This is a genomic window from Amycolatopsis mongoliensis, from assembly GCF_030285665.1.
GTDB classification, from domain to species: Bacteria; Actinomycetota; Actinomycetes; order Mycobacteriales; family Pseudonocardiaceae; genus Amycolatopsis; species Amycolatopsis mongoliensis.
On the sequence record NZ_CP127295.1, the window covers coordinates 3,643,244 to 3,660,339 of the forward strand.

Annotated in this window: 19 protein-coding genes; 12 read left to right on the plus strand and 7 right to left on the minus strand. The window is 72.7% G+C overall.

Annotated features, from left to right (window positions below; all coding sequences use genetic code 11):
• Positions 1 to 73 precede the first annotated feature (73 nt).
• From QRX60_RS17835 to QRX60_RS17870, 8 genes are all read left to right on the plus strand, one after another.
• Positions 74 to 727, plus strand: a complete 654-nt coding sequence (locus tag QRX60_RS17835; protein ID WP_003087851.1) for a response regulator — start codon at positions 74 to 76, stop codon at positions 725 to 727.
• On the plus strand, positions 728 to 1,336 hold the full coding sequence (locus QRX60_RS17840; RefSeq protein ID WP_286001901.1) for a trimeric intracellular cation channel family protein: 609 nt from the start codon (positions 728 to 730) through the stop codon (positions 1,334 to 1,336).
• Positions 1,337 to 1,404: 68 nt separating this feature from the next.
• Positions 1,405 to 2,097 carry a response regulator transcription factor gene (locus tag QRX60_RS17845; protein WP_286001902.1) on the plus strand — a complete coding sequence of 231 codons (693 nt, stop codon included), beginning with the start codon at positions 1,405 to 1,407 and terminating at the stop codon, positions 2,095 to 2,097.
• Positions 2,094 to 3,503: a HAMP domain-containing sensor histidine kinase gene (locus QRX60_RS17850; protein WP_286001903.1), complete on the plus strand. Its 1,410-nt coding sequence runs from the start codon at positions 2,094 to 2,096 to the stop codon at positions 3,501 to 3,503. The genes QRX60_RS17845 and QRX60_RS17850 overlap by 4 nt, the downstream gene beginning before the upstream one ends.
• Before the next feature lie 48 nt (positions 3,504 to 3,551).
• Entirely contained in the window at positions 3,552 to 3,989 is a 438-nt protein-coding gene (locus QRX60_RS17855; RefSeq protein ID WP_286001904.1) for a hypothetical protein, read from the plus strand.
• A 100-nt stretch (positions 3,990 to 4,089) separates the two neighbouring features.
• Positions 4,090 to 4,890, plus strand: a complete 801-nt coding sequence (locus QRX60_RS17860; protein WP_286001905.1) for a DeoR/GlpR family DNA-binding transcription regulator — start codon at positions 4,090 to 4,092, stop codon at positions 4,888 to 4,890.
• Complete coding sequence (gene galT, locus QRX60_RS17865; RefSeq protein ID WP_286001906.1) at positions 4,887 to 5,969, plus strand: galactose-1-phosphate uridylyltransferase; 1,083 nt, start codon at positions 4,887 to 4,889, stop codon at positions 5,967 to 5,969. The genes QRX60_RS17860 and galT overlap by 4 nt, the downstream gene beginning before the upstream one ends.
• Positions 5,970 to 6,041: 72 nt before the next feature.
• Positions 6,042 to 7,463, plus strand: coding sequence for a S1C family serine protease (locus QRX60_RS17870; RefSeq protein ID WP_286001907.1), 1,422 nt, complete (start codon positions 6,042 to 6,044; stop codon positions 7,461 to 7,463).
• Between the two features lie 138 nt (positions 7,464 to 7,601).
• Here QRX60_RS17870 and QRX60_RS17875 read toward each other — a convergent pair whose 3' ends face one another.
• From QRX60_RS17875 to QRX60_RS17895, 5 genes are read right to left on the minus strand one after another with little or no spacing between them, the layout of a single operon-like run.
• On the minus strand, positions 7,602 to 8,105 hold the full coding sequence (locus QRX60_RS17875) for a hypothetical protein (RefSeq protein ID WP_286001908.1): 504 nt from the start codon (positions 8,103 to 8,105) through the stop codon (positions 7,602 to 7,604).
• Positions 8,102 to 9,220, minus strand: coding sequence for a molybdopterin-dependent oxidoreductase (locus QRX60_RS17880; protein WP_286001909.1), 1,119 nt, complete (start codon positions 9,218 to 9,220; stop codon positions 8,102 to 8,104). The genes QRX60_RS17875 and QRX60_RS17880 overlap by 4 nt, the downstream gene beginning before the upstream one ends.
• Positions 9,217 to 9,846 carry a methyltransferase domain-containing protein gene (locus tag QRX60_RS17885; RefSeq protein WP_286001910.1) on the minus strand — a complete coding sequence of 210 codons (630 nt, stop codon included), beginning with the start codon at positions 9,844 to 9,846 and terminating at the stop codon, positions 9,217 to 9,219. Before QRX60_RS17885 ends, QRX60_RS17880 begins: the two co-directional genes overlap by 4 nt.
• Entirely contained in the window at positions 9,843 to 10,526 is a 684-nt protein-coding gene (locus QRX60_RS17890) for a TIGR04282 family arsenosugar biosynthesis glycosyltransferase (RefSeq protein ID WP_286001911.1), read from the minus strand. The genes QRX60_RS17885 and QRX60_RS17890 overlap by 4 nt, the downstream gene beginning before the upstream one ends.
• Positions 10,523 to 11,167 carry a glycosyltransferase family 2 protein gene (locus QRX60_RS17895; RefSeq protein WP_286003621.1) on the minus strand — a complete coding sequence of 215 codons (645 nt, stop codon included), beginning with the start codon at positions 11,165 to 11,167 and terminating at the stop codon, positions 10,523 to 10,525. Before QRX60_RS17895 ends, QRX60_RS17890 begins: the two co-directional genes overlap by 4 nt.
• Positions 11,168 to 11,326: 159 nt before the next feature.
• On the opposite strand from QRX60_RS17895, the gene QRX60_RS17900 reads away from it, so the two are divergent.
• Genes QRX60_RS17900 through QRX60_RS17910 form a run of 3 tightly spaced genes read left to right on the plus strand, consistent with a single transcriptional unit; the run spans position 11,327 to position 14,497 of the window.
• Positions 11,327 to 12,739 (plus strand): hypothetical protein, encoded by a 1,413-nt coding sequence (locus tag QRX60_RS17900; RefSeq protein WP_286001912.1) that lies wholly within the window; start codon positions 11,327 to 11,329, stop codon positions 12,737 to 12,739.
• Positions 12,740 to 12,749: 10 nt separating this feature from the next.
• Positions 12,750 to 13,451: a response regulator transcription factor gene (locus QRX60_RS17905; protein ID WP_286001913.1), complete on the plus strand. Its 702-nt coding sequence runs from the start codon at positions 12,750 to 12,752 to the stop codon at positions 13,449 to 13,451.
• Positions 13,448 to 14,497: a sensor histidine kinase gene (locus QRX60_RS17910; protein ID WP_286001914.1), complete on the plus strand. Its 1,050-nt coding sequence runs from the start codon at positions 13,448 to 13,450 to the stop codon at positions 14,495 to 14,497. The genes QRX60_RS17905 and QRX60_RS17910 overlap by 4 nt, the downstream gene beginning before the upstream one ends.
• Here the strand turns inward: QRX60_RS17910 and QRX60_RS17915 are convergent.
• The gene (locus tag QRX60_RS17915; RefSeq protein WP_286001915.1) at positions 14,494 to 15,324 is read right to left on the minus strand and encodes an MBL fold metallo-hydrolase; all 831 of its coding nucleotides are present in this window, start codon (positions 15,322 to 15,324) and stop codon (positions 14,494 to 14,496) included. The two genes, QRX60_RS17910 and QRX60_RS17915, sit on opposite strands and share 4 nt — an antisense overlap.
• A 40-nt stretch (positions 15,325 to 15,364) precedes the next feature.
• Positions 15,365 to 16,420, minus strand: coding sequence for an NAD-dependent epimerase/dehydratase family protein (locus QRX60_RS17920; protein ID WP_286001916.1), 1,056 nt, complete (start codon positions 16,418 to 16,420; stop codon positions 15,365 to 15,367).
• A 123-nt stretch (positions 16,421 to 16,543) separates the two neighbouring features.
• Here QRX60_RS17920 and QRX60_RS17925 point away from each other — a divergent pair, with 123 nt between their 5' ends.
• Entirely contained in the window at positions 16,544 to 17,044 is a 501-nt protein-coding gene (locus QRX60_RS17925; protein ID WP_013230045.1) for a MogA/MoaB family molybdenum cofactor biosynthesis protein, read from the plus strand.
• Positions 17,045 to 17,096: the final 52 nt, after the last annotated feature.

Sequence of the window (17,096 nt, forward strand, 5' to 3'; positions counted from 1 at the left end):
TGAACAACAGTAGGTAACCTTCGTTAACGGGACGCGGGGAGCCGCCTCCTACTGGCTGTTGCGGAGGGCTTCGTTGATCAAGCTCATGTTCGCCGACGACGAGGAACTGGTGCGCTCGGGGTTGCGCGCGATGATGTCCGGGGCTCAGGACATCGAGATCGTGGGCGAGGCCTCCGACGGCAGATCCGCAGTGGAGGTCGCCCGGCGGTACCACCCCGACGTCGCCCTGCTCGACATCAAGATGCGGGCGCCCGACGACGGCATCCGCGCTCTTCGGGCCATCCTCGCCCTGCCCGATCCGCCCACCGTGGCCATGCTGACCACCTTCGACATCGACGAGTACGTCAGCCTCGCGCTGCGGCTCGGGGCCAACGGCTTCCTCCTCAAGGACATCGATCCCGCCGCGCTGCTCCGCGCAGTCCGGGACCTGGCCAGGGGAGGCGCGGTCCTCGACCCGGGTGTCGCCGCGCGGATGGTTCAGTCCCACCGGGACGAACAACGCGCTGCTCAGCCCGCGCGGAAGCTGCTCGCCTCACTGTCCGAACGCGAGCGTGAGGTCGTCGCGCTCATCGGGCAGGGCCTGTCCAACGCCGAGATCGGCGGGCGCCTCCACCTGTCCGAAGCCACCGTCAAGGGGTACGTCTCCGCCGTGCTCTCGAAGATCGGTGCGGCCAACCGGGTGCAGGCCGCCCTGCTGGCCTACCGCGGTGGACTGTTAGACCAGTAGATGCTGCTCACGGCGCTGGAGTTCCTCGGGCTCGTCGCCTTCGCGGCGTCCGGGGCGCTCGCCGCCGTGCGGGCCCGGCTCGACGTCTTCGGGGTGGTCGTCGTCGGGCTCACCACCGCGCTCGGTGGCGGCGTCATCCGGGACGTGCTGCTCGGCATCCACCCGCCCACGACGCTGCGGAACTGGCCCTACCTCGCCGTCTGCGCGGTGACCGCCCTGGTCGTCTTCGCCTTCCACCCTCAGGTCGCGCGGCTGCGGCGGGGCGTGTTGCTCGCCGACGCGCTCGGGCTCGGCGTCTTCGCCACCGCCGGGACGACCATCGCGCTGAACGCCGGCGCGACCGTCTACGCCGCGTGCCTGATCGGCATGACGACCGGCATCGGCGGCGGTGCCGTGCGCGATCTCCTGCTCCGGGAAATCCCCATGGTCCTGCGGAAGGAGATCTACGCCGTCGCCGCGCTGGCCGGTTCGGTGCTCGTCGCCGTCGGTCACGCAGTGCGACTGCCGGAAGGCCCGGTCACCGTGGTCGCGGCCGCCGCCGTGGTCACCGTCCGGATGGTCGCGCTCTGGCGGCACTGGAACGCTCCCGTCGCAAGAGCACCGGAGTGAGGGAATCTCTTTGTTAGTTCTGTGTGTGTTCTTAGGCGAGTCTCAGCACGCTGAGTAAAACTGTCGCCATGCGCATCCTTGTGGTGGACGACGACCGCGCCGTCCGTGAGTCGCTCCGGCGGTCCCTGGAGTTCAACGGCTACCAGGTCCAGCTGGCCAGCGACGGTGCGCAGGCCCTGGAAGCGATCATCGCCGACCGGCCGGACGCCATGGTCCTCGACGTCATGATGCCCCGGCTCGACGGGCTCGAGGTGGCCCGCCGCCTGCGCAGCACCGGCGACGACCTGCCGATCCTCGTGCTCACCGCCCGCGACACCGTCTCCGACCGGGTGTCCGGGCTGGACGCCGGCGCCGACGACTACCTGCCGAAGCCGTTCGCGCTGGAGGAGCTGCTCGCCCGGCTGCGGGCGCTGCTGCGCCGGGCCAGCCCGGAGGCCCCGAACGGCCAGGCTTCCGAGATGCTGTCCTTCGCGGACCTGACGCTCGACCCGGGCACGCGCGAGGTCCGCCGCGGCGGCCGCGAGATCAGCCTGACCCGGACCGAGTTCGCGCTGCTGGAGCTGTTCCTTTCCTACCCGAAGCACGTCCTCACGCGGGGCCGGATCCTGGAGGAAGTATGGGGTTACGACTTCCCGACGTCGGGCAACGCGCTGGAGGTTTACGTCGGCTACTTGCGCCGCAAGACGGAGGCGGAGGGGGAGCCGAGGCTGATCCACACGGTGCGGGGAGTGGGGTACGTCCTGAGGGAAACCCCGCCGTGACCGAACCCGGCGACCCTCGCGGCACGCGCTGGGGGACGCGCCGGTTCTCGCTGCGCGGCCGGGTGACGCTGCTCGCCGCGGCCTGTGTCGCCGGCGCCGTCGCGCTGGTGTCGATCGGCGCGTTCATGGTCGTGCGCAGCAACCTCTACCAGCAGCTGGACGACGGCCTCATGGCGCGGGCGCAGGCCGCGGTCGACTCCCCGCAGGTGGGGACCGAGCTGCGGCAGGTGCCGGGCGCGTTCCTGGCCAGCGCCGACCTGCAGATCGGGCAGCTCAACGCGGCTCCCGACGTCCAGCACGCCGTGATGACCTACCCGCTGTCGAGCTCGCCGCCGCCGTTCGACCAGCGCGAGCTGAACGTCGCCAACGGCGATTCGGCGGAGTCGCTGCGGACGGACCTCCGCACCGACAGCCGCGTGGTCGCGCTGCCGTCCGGGCACGGCGAGGCCATCGTGCTCGCCCAGTCGATGGGCCCGACGAAACGCACCCTGAACGAGCTCGCTCTGGTGCTGTTCCTCATCGGCGGGGCCGGCATCCTGGTCGCCGCGGCCGCGGGCACCGCCGTCGCGCGGACCGGGTTGCGGCCGGTCGACCGGCTGACGTCGGCCGCCGAGCGCGTCGCGAAGACGGGCGACCTGCGGCCGATCCCGGTCAGCGGCGACGACGAGCTGGCGCGCCTCACCCAGAGTTTCAACACCATGCTCGGCACGGTCGCGGACTCGCAGGAACGCCAGCGCCAGCTGGTCGCGGACGCGGGACACGAGCTGCGGACGCCGTTGACGTCGCTGCGCACCAACCTCGAACTGCTGCTCGCCGCGAGCAAACCGGGCGCGCCACCGCTGCCGGATGAGGACCGGATCGACATCGTCGCCGACATCAGCGGCCAGCTCGACGAGCTGACGCAGCTCATCGGCGACCTCGTCGAGCTCGCGCGCCAGGACGAGCCGCGCGAGCGCTTCGAGCGCGTCGAGCTGCTGGACGTCGTGGAGCGGGCACTCGACCGGGCGCGGCGGCGCGCGGGCGAGATCAACTTCGACGTCTCGCTGCAGCCGTGGGTGCTCACCGGCGACAACAGTTCGATCGAGCGAGCGGTGCTGAACCTGCTGGACAACGCGGTGAAGTTCTCGCCGCCGGACGCGACGGTCTGGGTGCGGCTGTACCCGCTCGGCGACGGCACCGCCGTGGTCGAGGTGGCCGACGCCGGCCCGGGCATCGCCGAGGAGGACCTGCCCAAGGTGTTCGACCGCTTCTACCGCTCGTCGGAGGCGCGGACGCTGCCCGGTTCCGGCCTCGGCCTGGCGATCGTGAAGCACGCGGCCGAGCGGCACGGCGGCGCGGTGTACGCCTCGCGGGCCCCCGAGGGTGGCGCGTTGATGACGATCCGGCTGCCGGGGGCGCCCGGCTGATCCGGGCGTTTCCGGGACACCGGGGACGGCTTCGGCCAGGATCGGCGGATGTCCTGTCGCGAGCCGGTCCGCCGATGTCTCGTCGCGGCGGCGAGCGGGCTGCTAGCGACGCTGGCGTTGAGGGTGTTCCAGTTGCCGTACCAGGACCTGTGCACCGGCGCGGCGTGCTTTCTCGTCGCGCTCCTCGTCGTCCCGCTCGTGCTGCTCGGCGGGGCGTTGCTCGCGTATGTGCTCATGGCGCTGGCCCGCGTCCGCCCGGCCTGGCCCGTCGCGCTCGGCGGGCCGTTCGCCGTCCTGGCGTTGATCACCACCGTGCTCGACGTGGGGGAGGTGCCGTACTGGGCGTTCTCCGCCGTGGTCGCCGGCTGCTACCTGCTCGCGGCGCTCGTCACCGCGGACGAGCTGCCGCCCGCGTGGCGGGTTGCGCTGGCCTCGCCCGTAGTGGTGTTGTTCGGCTGGGGTGTGATGCTGCCGATCGTGCTGTGACCTGCGCGTTCAAAAGTTCACCCACGTCAGCCCTGCGGATACCGTGTTGAATCGTGTAGGATTTTGTGTGGTTGGGGTGTGACGGGGACGGAGTTGAGCGGTGCTTGCGCGTCAGCGACAGGCGGTGATCCTGGAAGAGGCACGCCGGACGGGTGCGGTCCGGGTCAGTGACCTCGTGACCAGGCTGGGTGTCTCCGACATGACGGTGCGCCGGGATCTCGACGTCCTCGCCGGGCGCGGGCTCGTCGAGAAGGTCTACGGCGGCGCCACTTCGATCGTCGGCAAGAGCACCGACGAACCCGGCTTCGAGGCGAAGTCCGTGCGCCAGCGCGCGCAGAAGGAGGCCATCGCCGAGCTCGCCGCAACGCTCGTGCGGCCCGGCACCGCGATCGGCATCTCCGCCGGCACGACCACGTGGACGCTCGCCCGCGCGCTCGACGCCATCCCGGGGCTCACCATCGTGACCAACTCGATCCAGGTCGCCGACGTGCTCCGCGGGTCGACGCAGCCGGAGCGCACCGTCGTGCTCACCGGCGGGGTGCGGACGCCGTCGGATGCGCTGGTCGGGCCGGTCGCCGTGCACAGCCTGCGGTCGCTGCACCTCGACGTCGTCTTCCTCGGCGTGCACGGCATGGCCGACGGGCCCGGGTTCACCACGCCGAACCTCACCGAGAGCGAGACCGACCGCGCGCTGGTCGAGGCCGGGCGCAAGCTCGTCGTGCTCGCCGACCACACCAAGTGGGGCACCGTCGGGATCTCCACGATCGCCGACCTGGACGAGGCCGACGTCGTCGTCACCGATGACGGGATTCCCGACGATGCCAAGGAAATACTCGCCGAAAGGGCAACGGAACTCATGATCGCCGAGACGGCGGAGACGGTCGAGGCCGAAGAAGCGTGAAGCGGACCGTGCGACACCTGGCCGACGGCCGGGAGATCATCTATTTCGACCAGCCCGGCGCGCCCGACCGCGTCGCCGAGGACACCCGCGACCTGCCGCCGGTTTCGGCCGCGTCGGAGATCCGGCTGGACCCGCTGACCGGTGAGTGGGTCGCGATGGCCGCGCACCGGCAGACGCGGACCTACAAGCCGCCCGCGGACCTCTGTCCGCTGTGCCCGAGCAAGCCCGGCAAGCCGAGTGAAATCCCCGAAAGCGACTACGACGTCGTCGTCTTCGAGAACCGCTTTCCCTCCTTCGCCGAGGATGTCGTCGGCGAGCCGTCCACTGTGGATGGCTTGGGACTGGTGCCGGTGCGGCCCGGCCGTGGCCGCTGCGAGGTCGTCTGCTTCACCAGCGACCACGACGGCGCCTTCTCGCGGCTGAGTGCGAAGCAGGTGCGCGCCGTCGTCGACGCGTGGTCCGACCGCACCGCCGCGCTGTCCGAAGTGCCCGGTGTGGAACAGGTCTTCCCGTTCGAGAACCGCGGCGAAGAGATCGGCGTCACGCTTTCGCACCCGCACGGGCAGATCTACGGTTACCCGTTCGTCACGCCGAAGACCGAGCGGATGCTCGACGTCGCCCGCGCCTACCAGGCCGACCACGGCCGCCCGGTGCTCGGCGACGTGCTGGCCGCGGAACAGAAGTCCGGGGCGCGCGTGGTGGCGTCCGGCGAACACTGGACGGCGTACGTGCCGCCGGCGGCCCGGTGGCCGATCGAGGTCCACGTGGTGCCGCACCGGCAGGTGCCGGACATCCCCGCGCTGACCGACGCCGAGCGCGACGACTTCGCCGACGTCTACCTCGACGTCCTGCGCCGGTGTGACGCGCTGTACGACCGGCCGCTGCCGTACATCGCGGCGTGGCACCAGGCGCCGGTGCGCCGCGACCGCGAGCTCGGCTGGCTCCACCTGGAACTGTTTTCCGTGTTGCGCGCCAAGGACAAGCTGAAGTACCTGGCGGGGTCCGAATCGGGCATGGCGGTGTGGGTCAACGACGCGACACCGGAGCAAATCGCGGAACGGCTCCGCGCGGCGGGCTGATCCGGCCATACTCATCTCCGATGCACAGGTTCGGCTCAGGAACCTCTCAGGACCGTCCCGCAAGGTGATGACATGACCGAGAACGACCCCACTGCGCACGACCCCGCGGCGCCGCGGAGCCCCGAGACCGGCCAGCAGGCCGCTCAGGGCGGTTGGTCGGGGAGCCCGTACGGTGACCAGGCCGCCACGCCCGAGTCCGGCGGTACGCCGCAGTACTCGGCGCCGGAGCCGTCCTACCACGCGGTGACCGGGGCCGATCCGTCCTACAACGCGCCGAACCCGAACCCCTGGTCCGCGTCGGGCCAGACCCAGCAGAGCGTCTACCCGCCGCCGAACCCCAATCCGTACGCGCAGCCCGGCACGTCCGCCTACGGCGCGCCGACGGCGCCGCCCGCGCAGCCGAAACGGTCCGGCGGGAAGCTGCTCGCCGGCGTCGCGCTGGTCGCGCTGCTGGTCGGCGGCATCGCGGGCGGGACGGTCGGCTACCTCACCGGCGGCGCGTCCAACGGCCCGGTGGGCAACGCGCTCGACGCGCCGAAGCCCGCCCAGCAGACCGGCAACGCCCCCGCCGGCTCGGTCGAGGCGGTCGCGCAGAAGCTGTCGCCGAGCGTCGTCGAGCTGCAGGTGAGCGGGCAGCAGGGGGCCGGCGAGGGCTCCGGGTTCGTCATCAGCACCGACGGCTACATCCTGACCAACAACCACGTCGTCGAGGTCGCCGCGAACGGCGGCCAGATCCAGGCCGTGTTCCAGGACGGCAAGAAGGCCGCCGCCAAGGTCGTCGGCCGCGACCCGACGACCGACATCGCGGTCGTCAAGGTCGACGGCGTCAACAACCTGACCCCGGTGGAGATCGGCCGGTCCGACGACCTGAGGGTCGGCCAGTCGGTCGTCGCCATCGGGTCGCCGTTCGAGCTGGCCGGCACGGTCACCTCGGGCATCGTCAGCTCGCTGCACCGGCCGGTGCGCGCCGGCGGCGGTCAGGGCGGCCAGGAGACGGTGATGGACGCCGTCCAGACCGACGCGGCGATCAACCCGGGCAACTCGGGTGGTCCGCTGGCCAACATGTCCGGCCAGGTCATCGGCATCAACTCGGCGATCTACAGCCCGCAGTCGGCGTCCGGTGGCCAGGGCCAGGGCTCCGAGAGCGGCAACGTCGGCATCGGGTTCGCGATCCCGATCGACCAGGCCCGCCGGACGGCGGACACGATCATCAAGACCGGCCAGGCGGTGCAGACCTACATCGGCGCGCAGGTCACGGACGCTCCGCAGGGCGGCGCGAAGCTGGGTGCGATCACCCCGGGCAGCCCGGCGGAGAAGGCCGGCCTCAAGTCCGGCGACATCGTGACGAAGATCGACGACCGGAACATCGACAAGTCCGACACGCTGGTCGCCGCCATCCGCACCCGCGCCCCGGACGAGAAGGCGACGTTCACCCTCTCCGACGGCCGTACGGTCGAGGTGACGCTCGGCGGCCAGCCCGTCCCGGCCAACTGATCCCTTCCAGACGCTCGGCCGCCTCGGCGCGGCCGAGACCAGCACTGGCTCGACCCCCGCTTCTCGGGGCCGGACCCACAAGGCCACGCGCGACCGGGCACTCGATGCCGGTCGCGCGTGGCCGCATTTGTGCCGGGTTCAGGTGCCGGGACGGTCGGTTCGCGTGTCTGGAGGGGCATCACGCGTGATTGAGGGGGCATCACGCGTGATTGGAGGGTCGGCACGCGTGATCGGCGGGACGACACGGCGGACGAGGGCGGTCAGGAGCACGGCCAGCCAGACCGCGGCCAGGGTCAGGGCGAGGCCCAGGGCCGGGTCGCCGTCGTGGAGGCCGGGCATCGGGGGCGTTCCGTACGGGCGCCAGAGCAGCGGGAACGCCAGGATCAGCAGGACTCCGGTGAGGACCGTGCCCGTGACCACCGGAACCCGCCAAGGGTGCGGGAGGACGCGGGCCAGGACGATGCCGAGCACCGCCGTCAGCGGGGCGACGACGCCGTCGTTGATCAGCGGGCCGCCGACGATCCAGCCCACCGTGCCGACCACGTCCGGGCGCACGGGGAACGCGTACTCCGCGAACAGCACCACGCCCCACGCCAGCGCCGCGAGGCCCGGCAGGGCGAGCAGAGCGCGAGCGGTCTTCACAGCGCCTCCAGCTTCGTGACCCACTTCGTCTGCAGCACCCCGGGCCGGTTCGGGGCGATGATCCGGCAGGGGAAGCCGTGGTCGAGGTCGAGCACCTCGCCGTTCAGCTCCAGCGCGAGCAGCGTCAGCTCGTCGGCGGTGTGCTCGCCGGGCAGGACGCTGACGCCGTACAGCCCGGAACGTTCCGAAGACGACACTCGCAAAGCCGTGCCCGGTGGCGCGCCGACGGCTTTCAGCAGCGCGGGCAGGGAAATCCCGCGCCACGTCGCCGACTGGCTCCAGCCCTCGACGCACGCGATCGGCAGCTCGGCCGTCGTCTGCGGCAGCGCACGCAGTTCGTCGAGCGAGAACTTCGTCGTGCCGCGTGGCGTCACCACCGAGAGCCGCCAGGTCGTCGACCACGTCACGCCCGCGGCCGCCGCCGTGCGGTTCACCGGGAGGTGCTGCGTGCCCTTGCCCGTCTTCCAGGCGAGGCCGGAAACCCCGCGCAGGAACGGGACCGTCGCGCCGGCCGTGGCCACGACGGCGACGCCCGTCGCGAGCCCGGTGGTGCGCAGGAACCCGCGCCGGGACAGCCCGGCGGCCGGCGGCTCCTCTTCGGGTGTCCCGCGGCTCAGCGCCCGCCGGACGACCGGCAGCTTCACCGCGACGTGCACCAGGATCGACCCGATCGCCAGCCACGCGACCGCGTAGTGCACCTGCGGGAAGTAGAAGCCCCACGGGTAGTTCTGCGCGACGTTCAGCAGCCCGGTCGTCAGCTCGAAGAACGCCGCACCCGAGAGCACCAGGATCGAAAGGCGCTCCAGGGCGTGCGGCAGTGAGCGGACGAGCGGCCGGCCGAACAGCTTCGGGTAGACGCTCCACAGCTTCGCCAGCAGCAGCGGGATCGACGCCACGCCGGAGATCACGTGCAGCCCCTGCGTGACGCGGTAGAGCCCGACCGGCCGGCTGGGCCACCAGAACCACTCCGGCGGGTGCTGGATCAGGTGGCTGATCAGGCCGGTGACGAAGCACGTCGTGAACGTGACCGCCAGCGCCAGCCCGATCTTCGACGTCACGCGCTCGTCGTGCGCCGGTGCCTTGAAGTGTTCTTCCTTCGGGATCGGCAGCTTCAAGACCGCTCCAACCGGGCGAACCAGCGGTGGCCGTGCCGGGTGGTCCAGCCGACGCGGAACCCGGCGCGGACAGCCACTTCGGCTATCGCGTCGACGCCGACCCACGCCCAGGTGAACCAGGCGACGTCGGCGTGCCCGGGCCGTAGCCGGACGCGTTCGTGCCGCAGCCCGCGGCCGGGCGGCTCCAGTTCGACGAGGACGTCACCGTCGCGGGCGACCAGCTGCGCCGTGCGCCGCAGCAGGGCCACCGGGTCGCCGCCGATGCCGATGTTGCCGTCGGCGAGCAGGGCGTGCCGCCACCGTCCTTCGCCGGGAACGTGGTCGAAGACGTTGCGGTGCAACGCGTTCCCGCCGCGGCGGCGCGTCAGCCGGACGGCCGTGCGCGAGCTGTCCACGCCCAGCGCGACGATCCCGCGTCCGGCCAGGGCCGCGGTGAGCCGGCCCGGGCCGCAGCCGATGTCGAGGGTCGGGCCGGCGCAGGCGTCGAGCAGGACCTCGTCGCCGTCGGACGGCGCGCCCCACCGTTCGACGGGCAGCTCGACCCGTTCGCCGTCGGCCAGTTCGAGCCAGCACCGGTGGCCGAGCAGGCCGCGGTCGAACTCGTTGCCGATGAGTGCCGTCCTCATGCGACCGCCCGCCCCCGGACCGCCGCGACGGCGCGCGCGAACCGGCCGTCCGGGCACGCCGCCGCCACCGCGCGAGCGTCCGCCATCGTGTCCACATCGGACAGTTTTGCGGCCGGCCGCGGCCGCAGCCCGCAGGCGCCGAGCGCACGCAAAGTGCGTTCGCCGGTGTCGTCGCGCGACATCGGGACGCCAGCCAAGACCTGCGCGTGCCGCGGGTCGGCGAGCCCCAGCGCCCACCAGCCGCCGTCCTCGGCCGGGCCGAGCACCGAGTCGTGGACGCCGTGCGCGACCGGCGCGGCCGCCGCGGCGAGCGACTCGGGCGTGACCTGCGGGGTGTCCATGCCGATCTGCAGGATCGGGAGGCCCGCATGGACCGCGGCGGCGTCCGCGTGGGCGTTCGCCAGCCGGGCGCCGAAGTCCCAGCCCCGCTGCGGGATCATGGTCACCCGGCGCAGTGCCGCCCCGATTTCGGTGGCCGAGACGGCGGCGCCGAGGTCGCCGGTCATCGCGACGACAGGCGCGGCGCCCGGCACCGCGCACACGGCGTCGAGCGTGTCGAGCAGGGCGGCCGCGGCGATCTGCGCCGCCTGCGCCGGAGTCGCCGGCGGGCAGAGCCGGGTCTTGGCGAACCCCGGCACCGGCGCCTTGGCCACGACCAGCAGCACGAACCGGGCCGTCATCGCGCCAGCACCCGCCCGAAGTCGCGGACCGCGCGCAGCGTGCCCCGCACCGAGCCGGACACCTTCGACTTGGTCCCCTTGGCGCGCTCGCTGTAGCGGACGTCGAACTCGCGCACCCGCCACCCGGCCCGCTGGGCCTTGATCAGCAACTCGAGCGGGTAGCCGAACGCGCGGTCCGTGACGCCCAGGCCGAGCAGCGCCCGCCGGTCCGCGGCCCGCAGCGGTGCGATGTCCCGCACCGGCAGCCCGCGGCCGCGCAGCAGCCGCGCCAGCACGACGTTGCCGGCTCTCGCGTGCCACGGCCACACCCCGGGCCCGGTCGGCACCCGCCGCCCGACGGCCAGGTCGGCGCCACCCTCGACCGCGGTCACCAGCCGCGGCAGGTCGCCGAGGTCGAGGGACCCGTCGGCGTCGGCGAAACACACGATGTCCGCCGTGGCGGCCTCCAGGCCGGTGTGCACGGCCGCGCCGTAGCCGCGGCGCGGTTCGTGGACAACCTTCGCACCGAGCGAGGCCGCCACTTCGGGCGAGCCGTCGGCCGAACCGTTGTCGACCACGATCGCGCGGTAGCCCGGGGGCAGTCCGGCCAGCACATCGGGCAGGGCGCCCGCTTCATCGAGGCAAGGGAGGACGACGTCCACTCCTGAGTCAGTCACGGCGCTGACCGTAAGTCCGGGATGGACTGTGGAAAACCCTTGTGCTCCTTACTGAATCATGACGAGTGACCAGTTCTTACCGGGTCGTTACGGCTGCTTCCGCGGCGACGCGGATCCTCGCCCGCGGACTTATGGTGGACAGCGATGAGCGAGCCGAACCCGGCAGCCCGGCTCGCCGAGCCGCCTGCCCGCGAACCCGATCTCCCGGCACCTGATCGGCCCGGGCGCCGCGCCCACCGGGCCGATCTCCTCGCCGTCGCGGTGGCCGCGGTGCTCGTGGCCGCGGCCGCCGCGGTCGGCTCGTACTACAACCGGCCCCACTCCGGCGTCGTCATCTTCGTGTCGTCGCCGCCCTTGTTCGCCGACTGGCTCCCGCACGTCGGCCCCGGCTCGGTGTTCGCCGTGCTCATCGCCGTCGCGGTGGTGCTCCACGGACGCACTCTGGCCGCCCGCCTGCCGTGGCGACGGGCGCTCGCCGCCGGCTACCTGGCCTCGCTCGCCTGGATCTTCTCGCTGGCCATGGTCGACGGCTGGGCTCGCGGGTTCGCCGGCCGGCTGACCATCCCGCAGGAGTACCTCCACGAGGTCCCCGGGATCACCGACATCCCGCGGATGGTGCGCGAGTTCTCCTCCCGCATCCTCGACTTCCAGCCGAACTCGTGGACGACGCACGTGTCCGGGCACCCGCCGGGCGCGACGCTCGTCTTCGTCTGGCTGGACCGGCTCGGCCTGCACGGCGGCGCGTGGGCCGCAACGGCCGTCGTGCTCGTCGGCGGCCTGGTCGCGGTGGCCGTGCCCGCCGCAGTCGCCCTGCTGGACCGGCCCGACGCGGCCCGCGCGGTGCTGCCCTTCGCCGTCCTGACGCCCGGCGCGGTGTGGATCGGAGTGTCGGCGGACGGCCTGTTCGCCGGGACGACCGCCACCGGACTGGCGCTGCTCGCGTTGTCCGCCAAGGGGTTCAGCCGTGGCAGCCGGTACGCCGTCCCGGCCGGGCTGGGCGCCGGTGTGCTGCTCGGCTTCGGGATCTTCCTTTCGTACGGCCTGGTGCTGCTCGGCCTCCTCGCGACGGCCGTGGCCGTCCTCGGCCGGCAGTGGCGGGCCGCCGCCCTGGCCGTGGTGGCGGCGCTGGCCGTCGTCGGCGCCTTCGCGTGGGCGGGCTTCTGGTGGCTCGACGGCTACCACCTGGTCGTCGAGCGCTACTACCAGGGCGTCGCGCTGGTCCGGCCCTACTCGTACTGGGTCTGGGCCGATCTGGCGGCGGTGGTCGTCGCGCTCGGCCCCGCCGTGGTGGCCGCCGTCCGGCGGGGGCTCGCCGGACCGCGTCGCGGCCTGCTCACCGACCCGGTGCTGCTCCTCGGCGCCGCCGCCCTGCTCACCATCGTGTTCGCCGACGTCTCGGGCCTGTCGAAGGCCGAGACCGAACGGATCTGGCTACCGTTCGGGGTGTGGTTGCTGCCGCTGACGGCCCTGCTGCCGCGGCCCGGGCGCCGGTGGTGGCTCGCCGCCCAGGCGGCGACGGCGCTGGCGGTCAACCACCTGCTGCTGACCGGCTGGTGAGGGAGACGTGATGAACGATCAGGCCGGGCGCGTGCTCGTGGTCGACGACGACGAGACGGTCCGCGACGTCGTGCGCCGCTACCTCGAGGTGGCCGGGTTCACCGTCGACCAGGCCGGCGACGGCGCCGAAGGGCTGGCCCAGTTCGCCGCCCACGAGCCGGACCTCGTCGTCCTCGACGTCATGATGCCGGGGATCAACGGGCTCGAGGTGTGCAAGCGGCTGCGCCAGGTCAGCCAGGTGCCGATCGTGATGCTCACCGCCCTCGGTGAGGAGGAGAACCGGATCGCCGGGCTCCAGCTCGGCGCCGACGACTACGTCACGAAACCCTTCAGTCCCAAGGAACTCGCCCTCCGCGTCGCTTCGGTGCTGCGCCGCGCGCGGATGCCGCGTCCGGAACCGGCCGCCGCCGAGCTGGCGGACGGCGACCTGCGCCTGCAGATGACCGCGCGCACCGCGACGCTCGCCGGCCGCGAACTGCCGCTGACCACCCGGGAGTTCGATCTGCTCGCGTTCTTCCTGGCCCACCCCGGGGTCGCCTACTCGCGCGCGGACCTGCTCGAGAAGGTGTGGGGCTGGGACTTCGGCGACCAGTCCACCGTGACCGTCCACGTGCGACGGTTGCGGGAGAAGATCGAGCGCGATCCGGCCAAGCCGACCCGGGTGGCGACAGTGTGGGGTGTCGGCTACCGCTACGACCGGGAGCAGCCGTGATCGAACCCGGCGAGTCCTTCGGCGAGATGCTGACGCACCTCTGGCACATCCTGCCGCTCGCGCTGCTGTTCTCGCTGCCGGTGGCTGCGCTCGGCGGTGTCGCGCTGTACGTCCTGCGCCGCGGGGCGCTGGCCACCACGCTCACGGTGCTGGTGCTGATCCCGGTGCTCGCCACGCTGGTCGGCGTCCTGGGCGTCAGCGGGTTCATGTTCACCACGGCGCTCACCACGATGCTGCTGGTCTGCCTGCTCGTCGCCGTGGTCACCGTGCCGGCGGCGATCATCCTTGGCCGGGCCATCGCGCGCCGCAGCGTGTGGGAGCGGGAGGCGCGCGACCGCGAGCGCGCGGCCGAGGCGTCGCGGCGCGAGCTGGTCGCGTGGATCAGCCACGACCTGCGCAGTCCCTTGGCCGGCATCCAGGCGATGGCCGAAGCGCTGGCCGACGGGGTGGTGTCCGAACGCGACGAGATCGCCGACTACGCCCAGCGGATCAGCGGCGAGACCACCCGGCTGTCCGCGATGGTCGGCGACCTGTTCGAGCTCTCGCGCATCACCGCCGGCGCCCTCGAGCTCACCATGTCCGCGGTACCGCTGCGGGACGTCGTCAGCGACGCCGTCGCCGCCCAGTCGCCGGTCGCCGAGCGCAAACGCGTTCGCGTGCTCGCCAACGCGTCGACCTGGCCGGTCGTGACCGGCAGCGACCCGGAACTGGCCCGGATCGTGCGGAACCTGGTGTCCAACGCGATCCGGCACACCCCGCCCGACGGGACGGTCGCGGTGCAGATCGGCGTCGACGGCGACGAGGCCCTCCTCGCCGTCGACGACTCCTGCGGCGGCATCCCCGACGACGAGATCAGCCGCGTCTTCGACGTCGCCTTCCGCGGGACGCAGGCCCGCACGCCCGAGCGCGGCGGGACGACCAGCGGCGGCGGGCTCGGGCTGGCCATCACCAAGGGGCTGGTGGAGGCCCACCGCGGGAAGATCGGCGTCCACAACCACGGGCCCGGGTGCCGGTTCGAGGTCCGGCTGCCGCTGGCGATGTCCTAGACGGCTCGGGGCGTGCGGTCCGGATCCAGCCTCAGGAACTCCATGCCGGGGAAGTGGGCGGCCGCGATCACCGTGCTCGTGCCCGCGATCTCGGCCAGCCACCGCTGCCGGGTGCGGGCGGCCTCGTCCGGGTCGTGGTCGCCGATGAATCGAACCCGGTCGTCGCGCAGCTGGACCGGGGTGTGGATGACGTCGCCGAGCAGGACCAGGCGCTCGTCGTCCGCCTCGACGTCCAGCACGTAGTGGCCGGGAGTGTGGCCCGGCGTGTGCCGCGCGGTGATGCCCGGGGCCAGCGCCACGGCGTCGCCGTGGATCGCCTCGATGCTGCCGGCCGCCCGCACCGCCTCGAGTCCGATGCGGCTCCAGTCGTCGTGGGGCAGCCCGCCGATCAGCGGCTGCCAGTCCGCTGCCCCGTGGACGATCCGCGCCTGTCCGAAGGCCGGCGTGCCTTCGGGGGCCAGCCAGCCCACGTGGTCGGAGTGCAGGTGCGTGACGAAGACGGTGTCGACGTCCTCGGGCCGCACGCCGGCTCCGCCCAACGCCGTCAGGAGGTCGCCGCCGACTCCCATCGGTGCCGGGTCTCCGCCCGCCGGGGCCATGCCGTCCGGGTAACCCATCTCCCGCGGTCCGAACCCGGCGTCGACCAGGATCGTCCGGCCTCGGCCGCGGACCAGGAACCCACCGACCGGCACGTGCACCGTGCCGTCGGGGTCGAGGACTCCGGAGTGCTCGGCCGGGTCCAGGCCGGGGAAGAACGGGGTCGGGAGCCGGACGAGCCCGTCGGTCAGTGCTTCGATCGTGTAGCCGCCCACCGTGATCCGCTGCATGACCGTGGCAAGTTCGATTGCGATCGAACTATTCCCGGGGTCAGACCGGGGCGCGCAGTTCCGCCGTCGCGAAGTCGGCGATTCCCTTTTCGAAGCCGATTTCCGCCGTGAAGCCCAGCAGCTCGCGGGCGCGGGCCGGGTCGGCGACCACGTGGCGGACGTCGGCCGGACGGGCACCGCCGGCCACCTTCGGCGCCGGGCCGGCGCAGGCGCGCGCCAGCTCCCCGGCCAGTTCGCCGACCGTGTGCGGGGTGCCGGAGCAGACGTTGACCGGCGTGCTGTCGCCGGCCGGGCCGGCTGTCCGAAGCGCCAGGACGTTCGCCCTGGCGACGTCGTGGACGTGCACGAAGTCGCGCTGCTGGCGGCCGTCCTCCAGCACCAGTGGTGCTTCGCCGCGCTCGAGGGCCGAACGGAACAGTGACGCCACCCCGGCGTACGGGGTGTTCCGCGGCATCCGCGGGCCGTAGACGTTGTGGTAGCGCATGGCCCACACGCTGCCGCCCGTCTGACGCGCCCACGCACCGGCCAGGTGTTCCTGCGCGAGCTTCGTCGCCGCGTACGTGCTGCGGGGGTTCAGCGGCGCGTCCTCGGGCACCAGCCGCCAGCTCAGTTCGGCCCCGCAGGCCGGGCACCGCGGCTCGAACCGGCCGGCGTCCACATCGGACGCGCGGCGCGGCGACGGCGGGACGACGCCGTGGTCCGGGCACGCGTACCGGCCTTCGCCGTAGACGACCATCGAGGACGCCAGCACGAGCTTCCGCACCCCGGCCGCGTGCATCCCGGCCAGCAGGACCGCCGTGCCGTAGTCGTTGTGCAGGGCGTACGACGGTGCGTCCGACGGGTCGACGCCGTGCCCGACCACCGCCGCCTGGTGGCAGACCGCGTCGACGCCGTCCAGCAGCTCGGCGACGATCTCGGCGTCGGTGACGTCGCCGCGCAGGAACCGGTGCCTGCCGGTGTACGCCGGCGGGGTGCGGGAGCCGTGGGCCGTGGGGAGGAGGTTGTCGAGGACCACGACCTCGTCACCGCCGTCGGCCAGTAGATCGGCGATGTGGGACCCGATGAACCCGGCTCCGCCGGTGACCAGTACGCGCACCCCGGCCACGCTAGGGGCCCGCGGACCGGCGTGCCCGGCCGCGCGCGGGCACGTCACGGAATCGTCAGAACTCACCCGGCACCTCCCGGCGCCGGGAGGTCGAAACCGACTACGGTGGGCGCCATGGAACGGAGTGCACAACGGCTGGGACGGGCCCTCGTGGTCATCGTGGACGATCGCGTGGCGCACGGCGAGCACGAGGACACCACTGGCCCGCTGGTCACGGAACTGCTCGAAGAAGCGGGTTTCATCGTCGACGGTGTCGTGGTCGTCGAGGCCGAGACCGCGGGTATCCGCAACGCGCTCAACACTGCCGTGATCGGCGGCGCCGACCTGGTGATCACGGTCGGCGGCACCGGTGTGCTGCCGCGCGACCGCACACCGGACGCCACCGCCGGTGTCCTCGACCGGCCGATCCCGGGCATCAGCGAGGCCATCCGGGCGTCCGGGCTGGCGGCCGGGGCCGTGGACGCCGGGATCTCGCGCGGGCTCGCCGGGGTGTCGGGGAGCACGCTGGTGGTCAACCTCGCCGGGTCGCGGTCCGCGGTGCGCGACGGGATGGCGACGCTGACCTCGCTCGTGCCGCACGTGATCGACGAGCTTTCGGGCCTCGAAGAGGTCTGATCTTCGCAGTGCCGGGCCGGGGGCGACGGGGATGACGTCGCTCCCGGCCTGA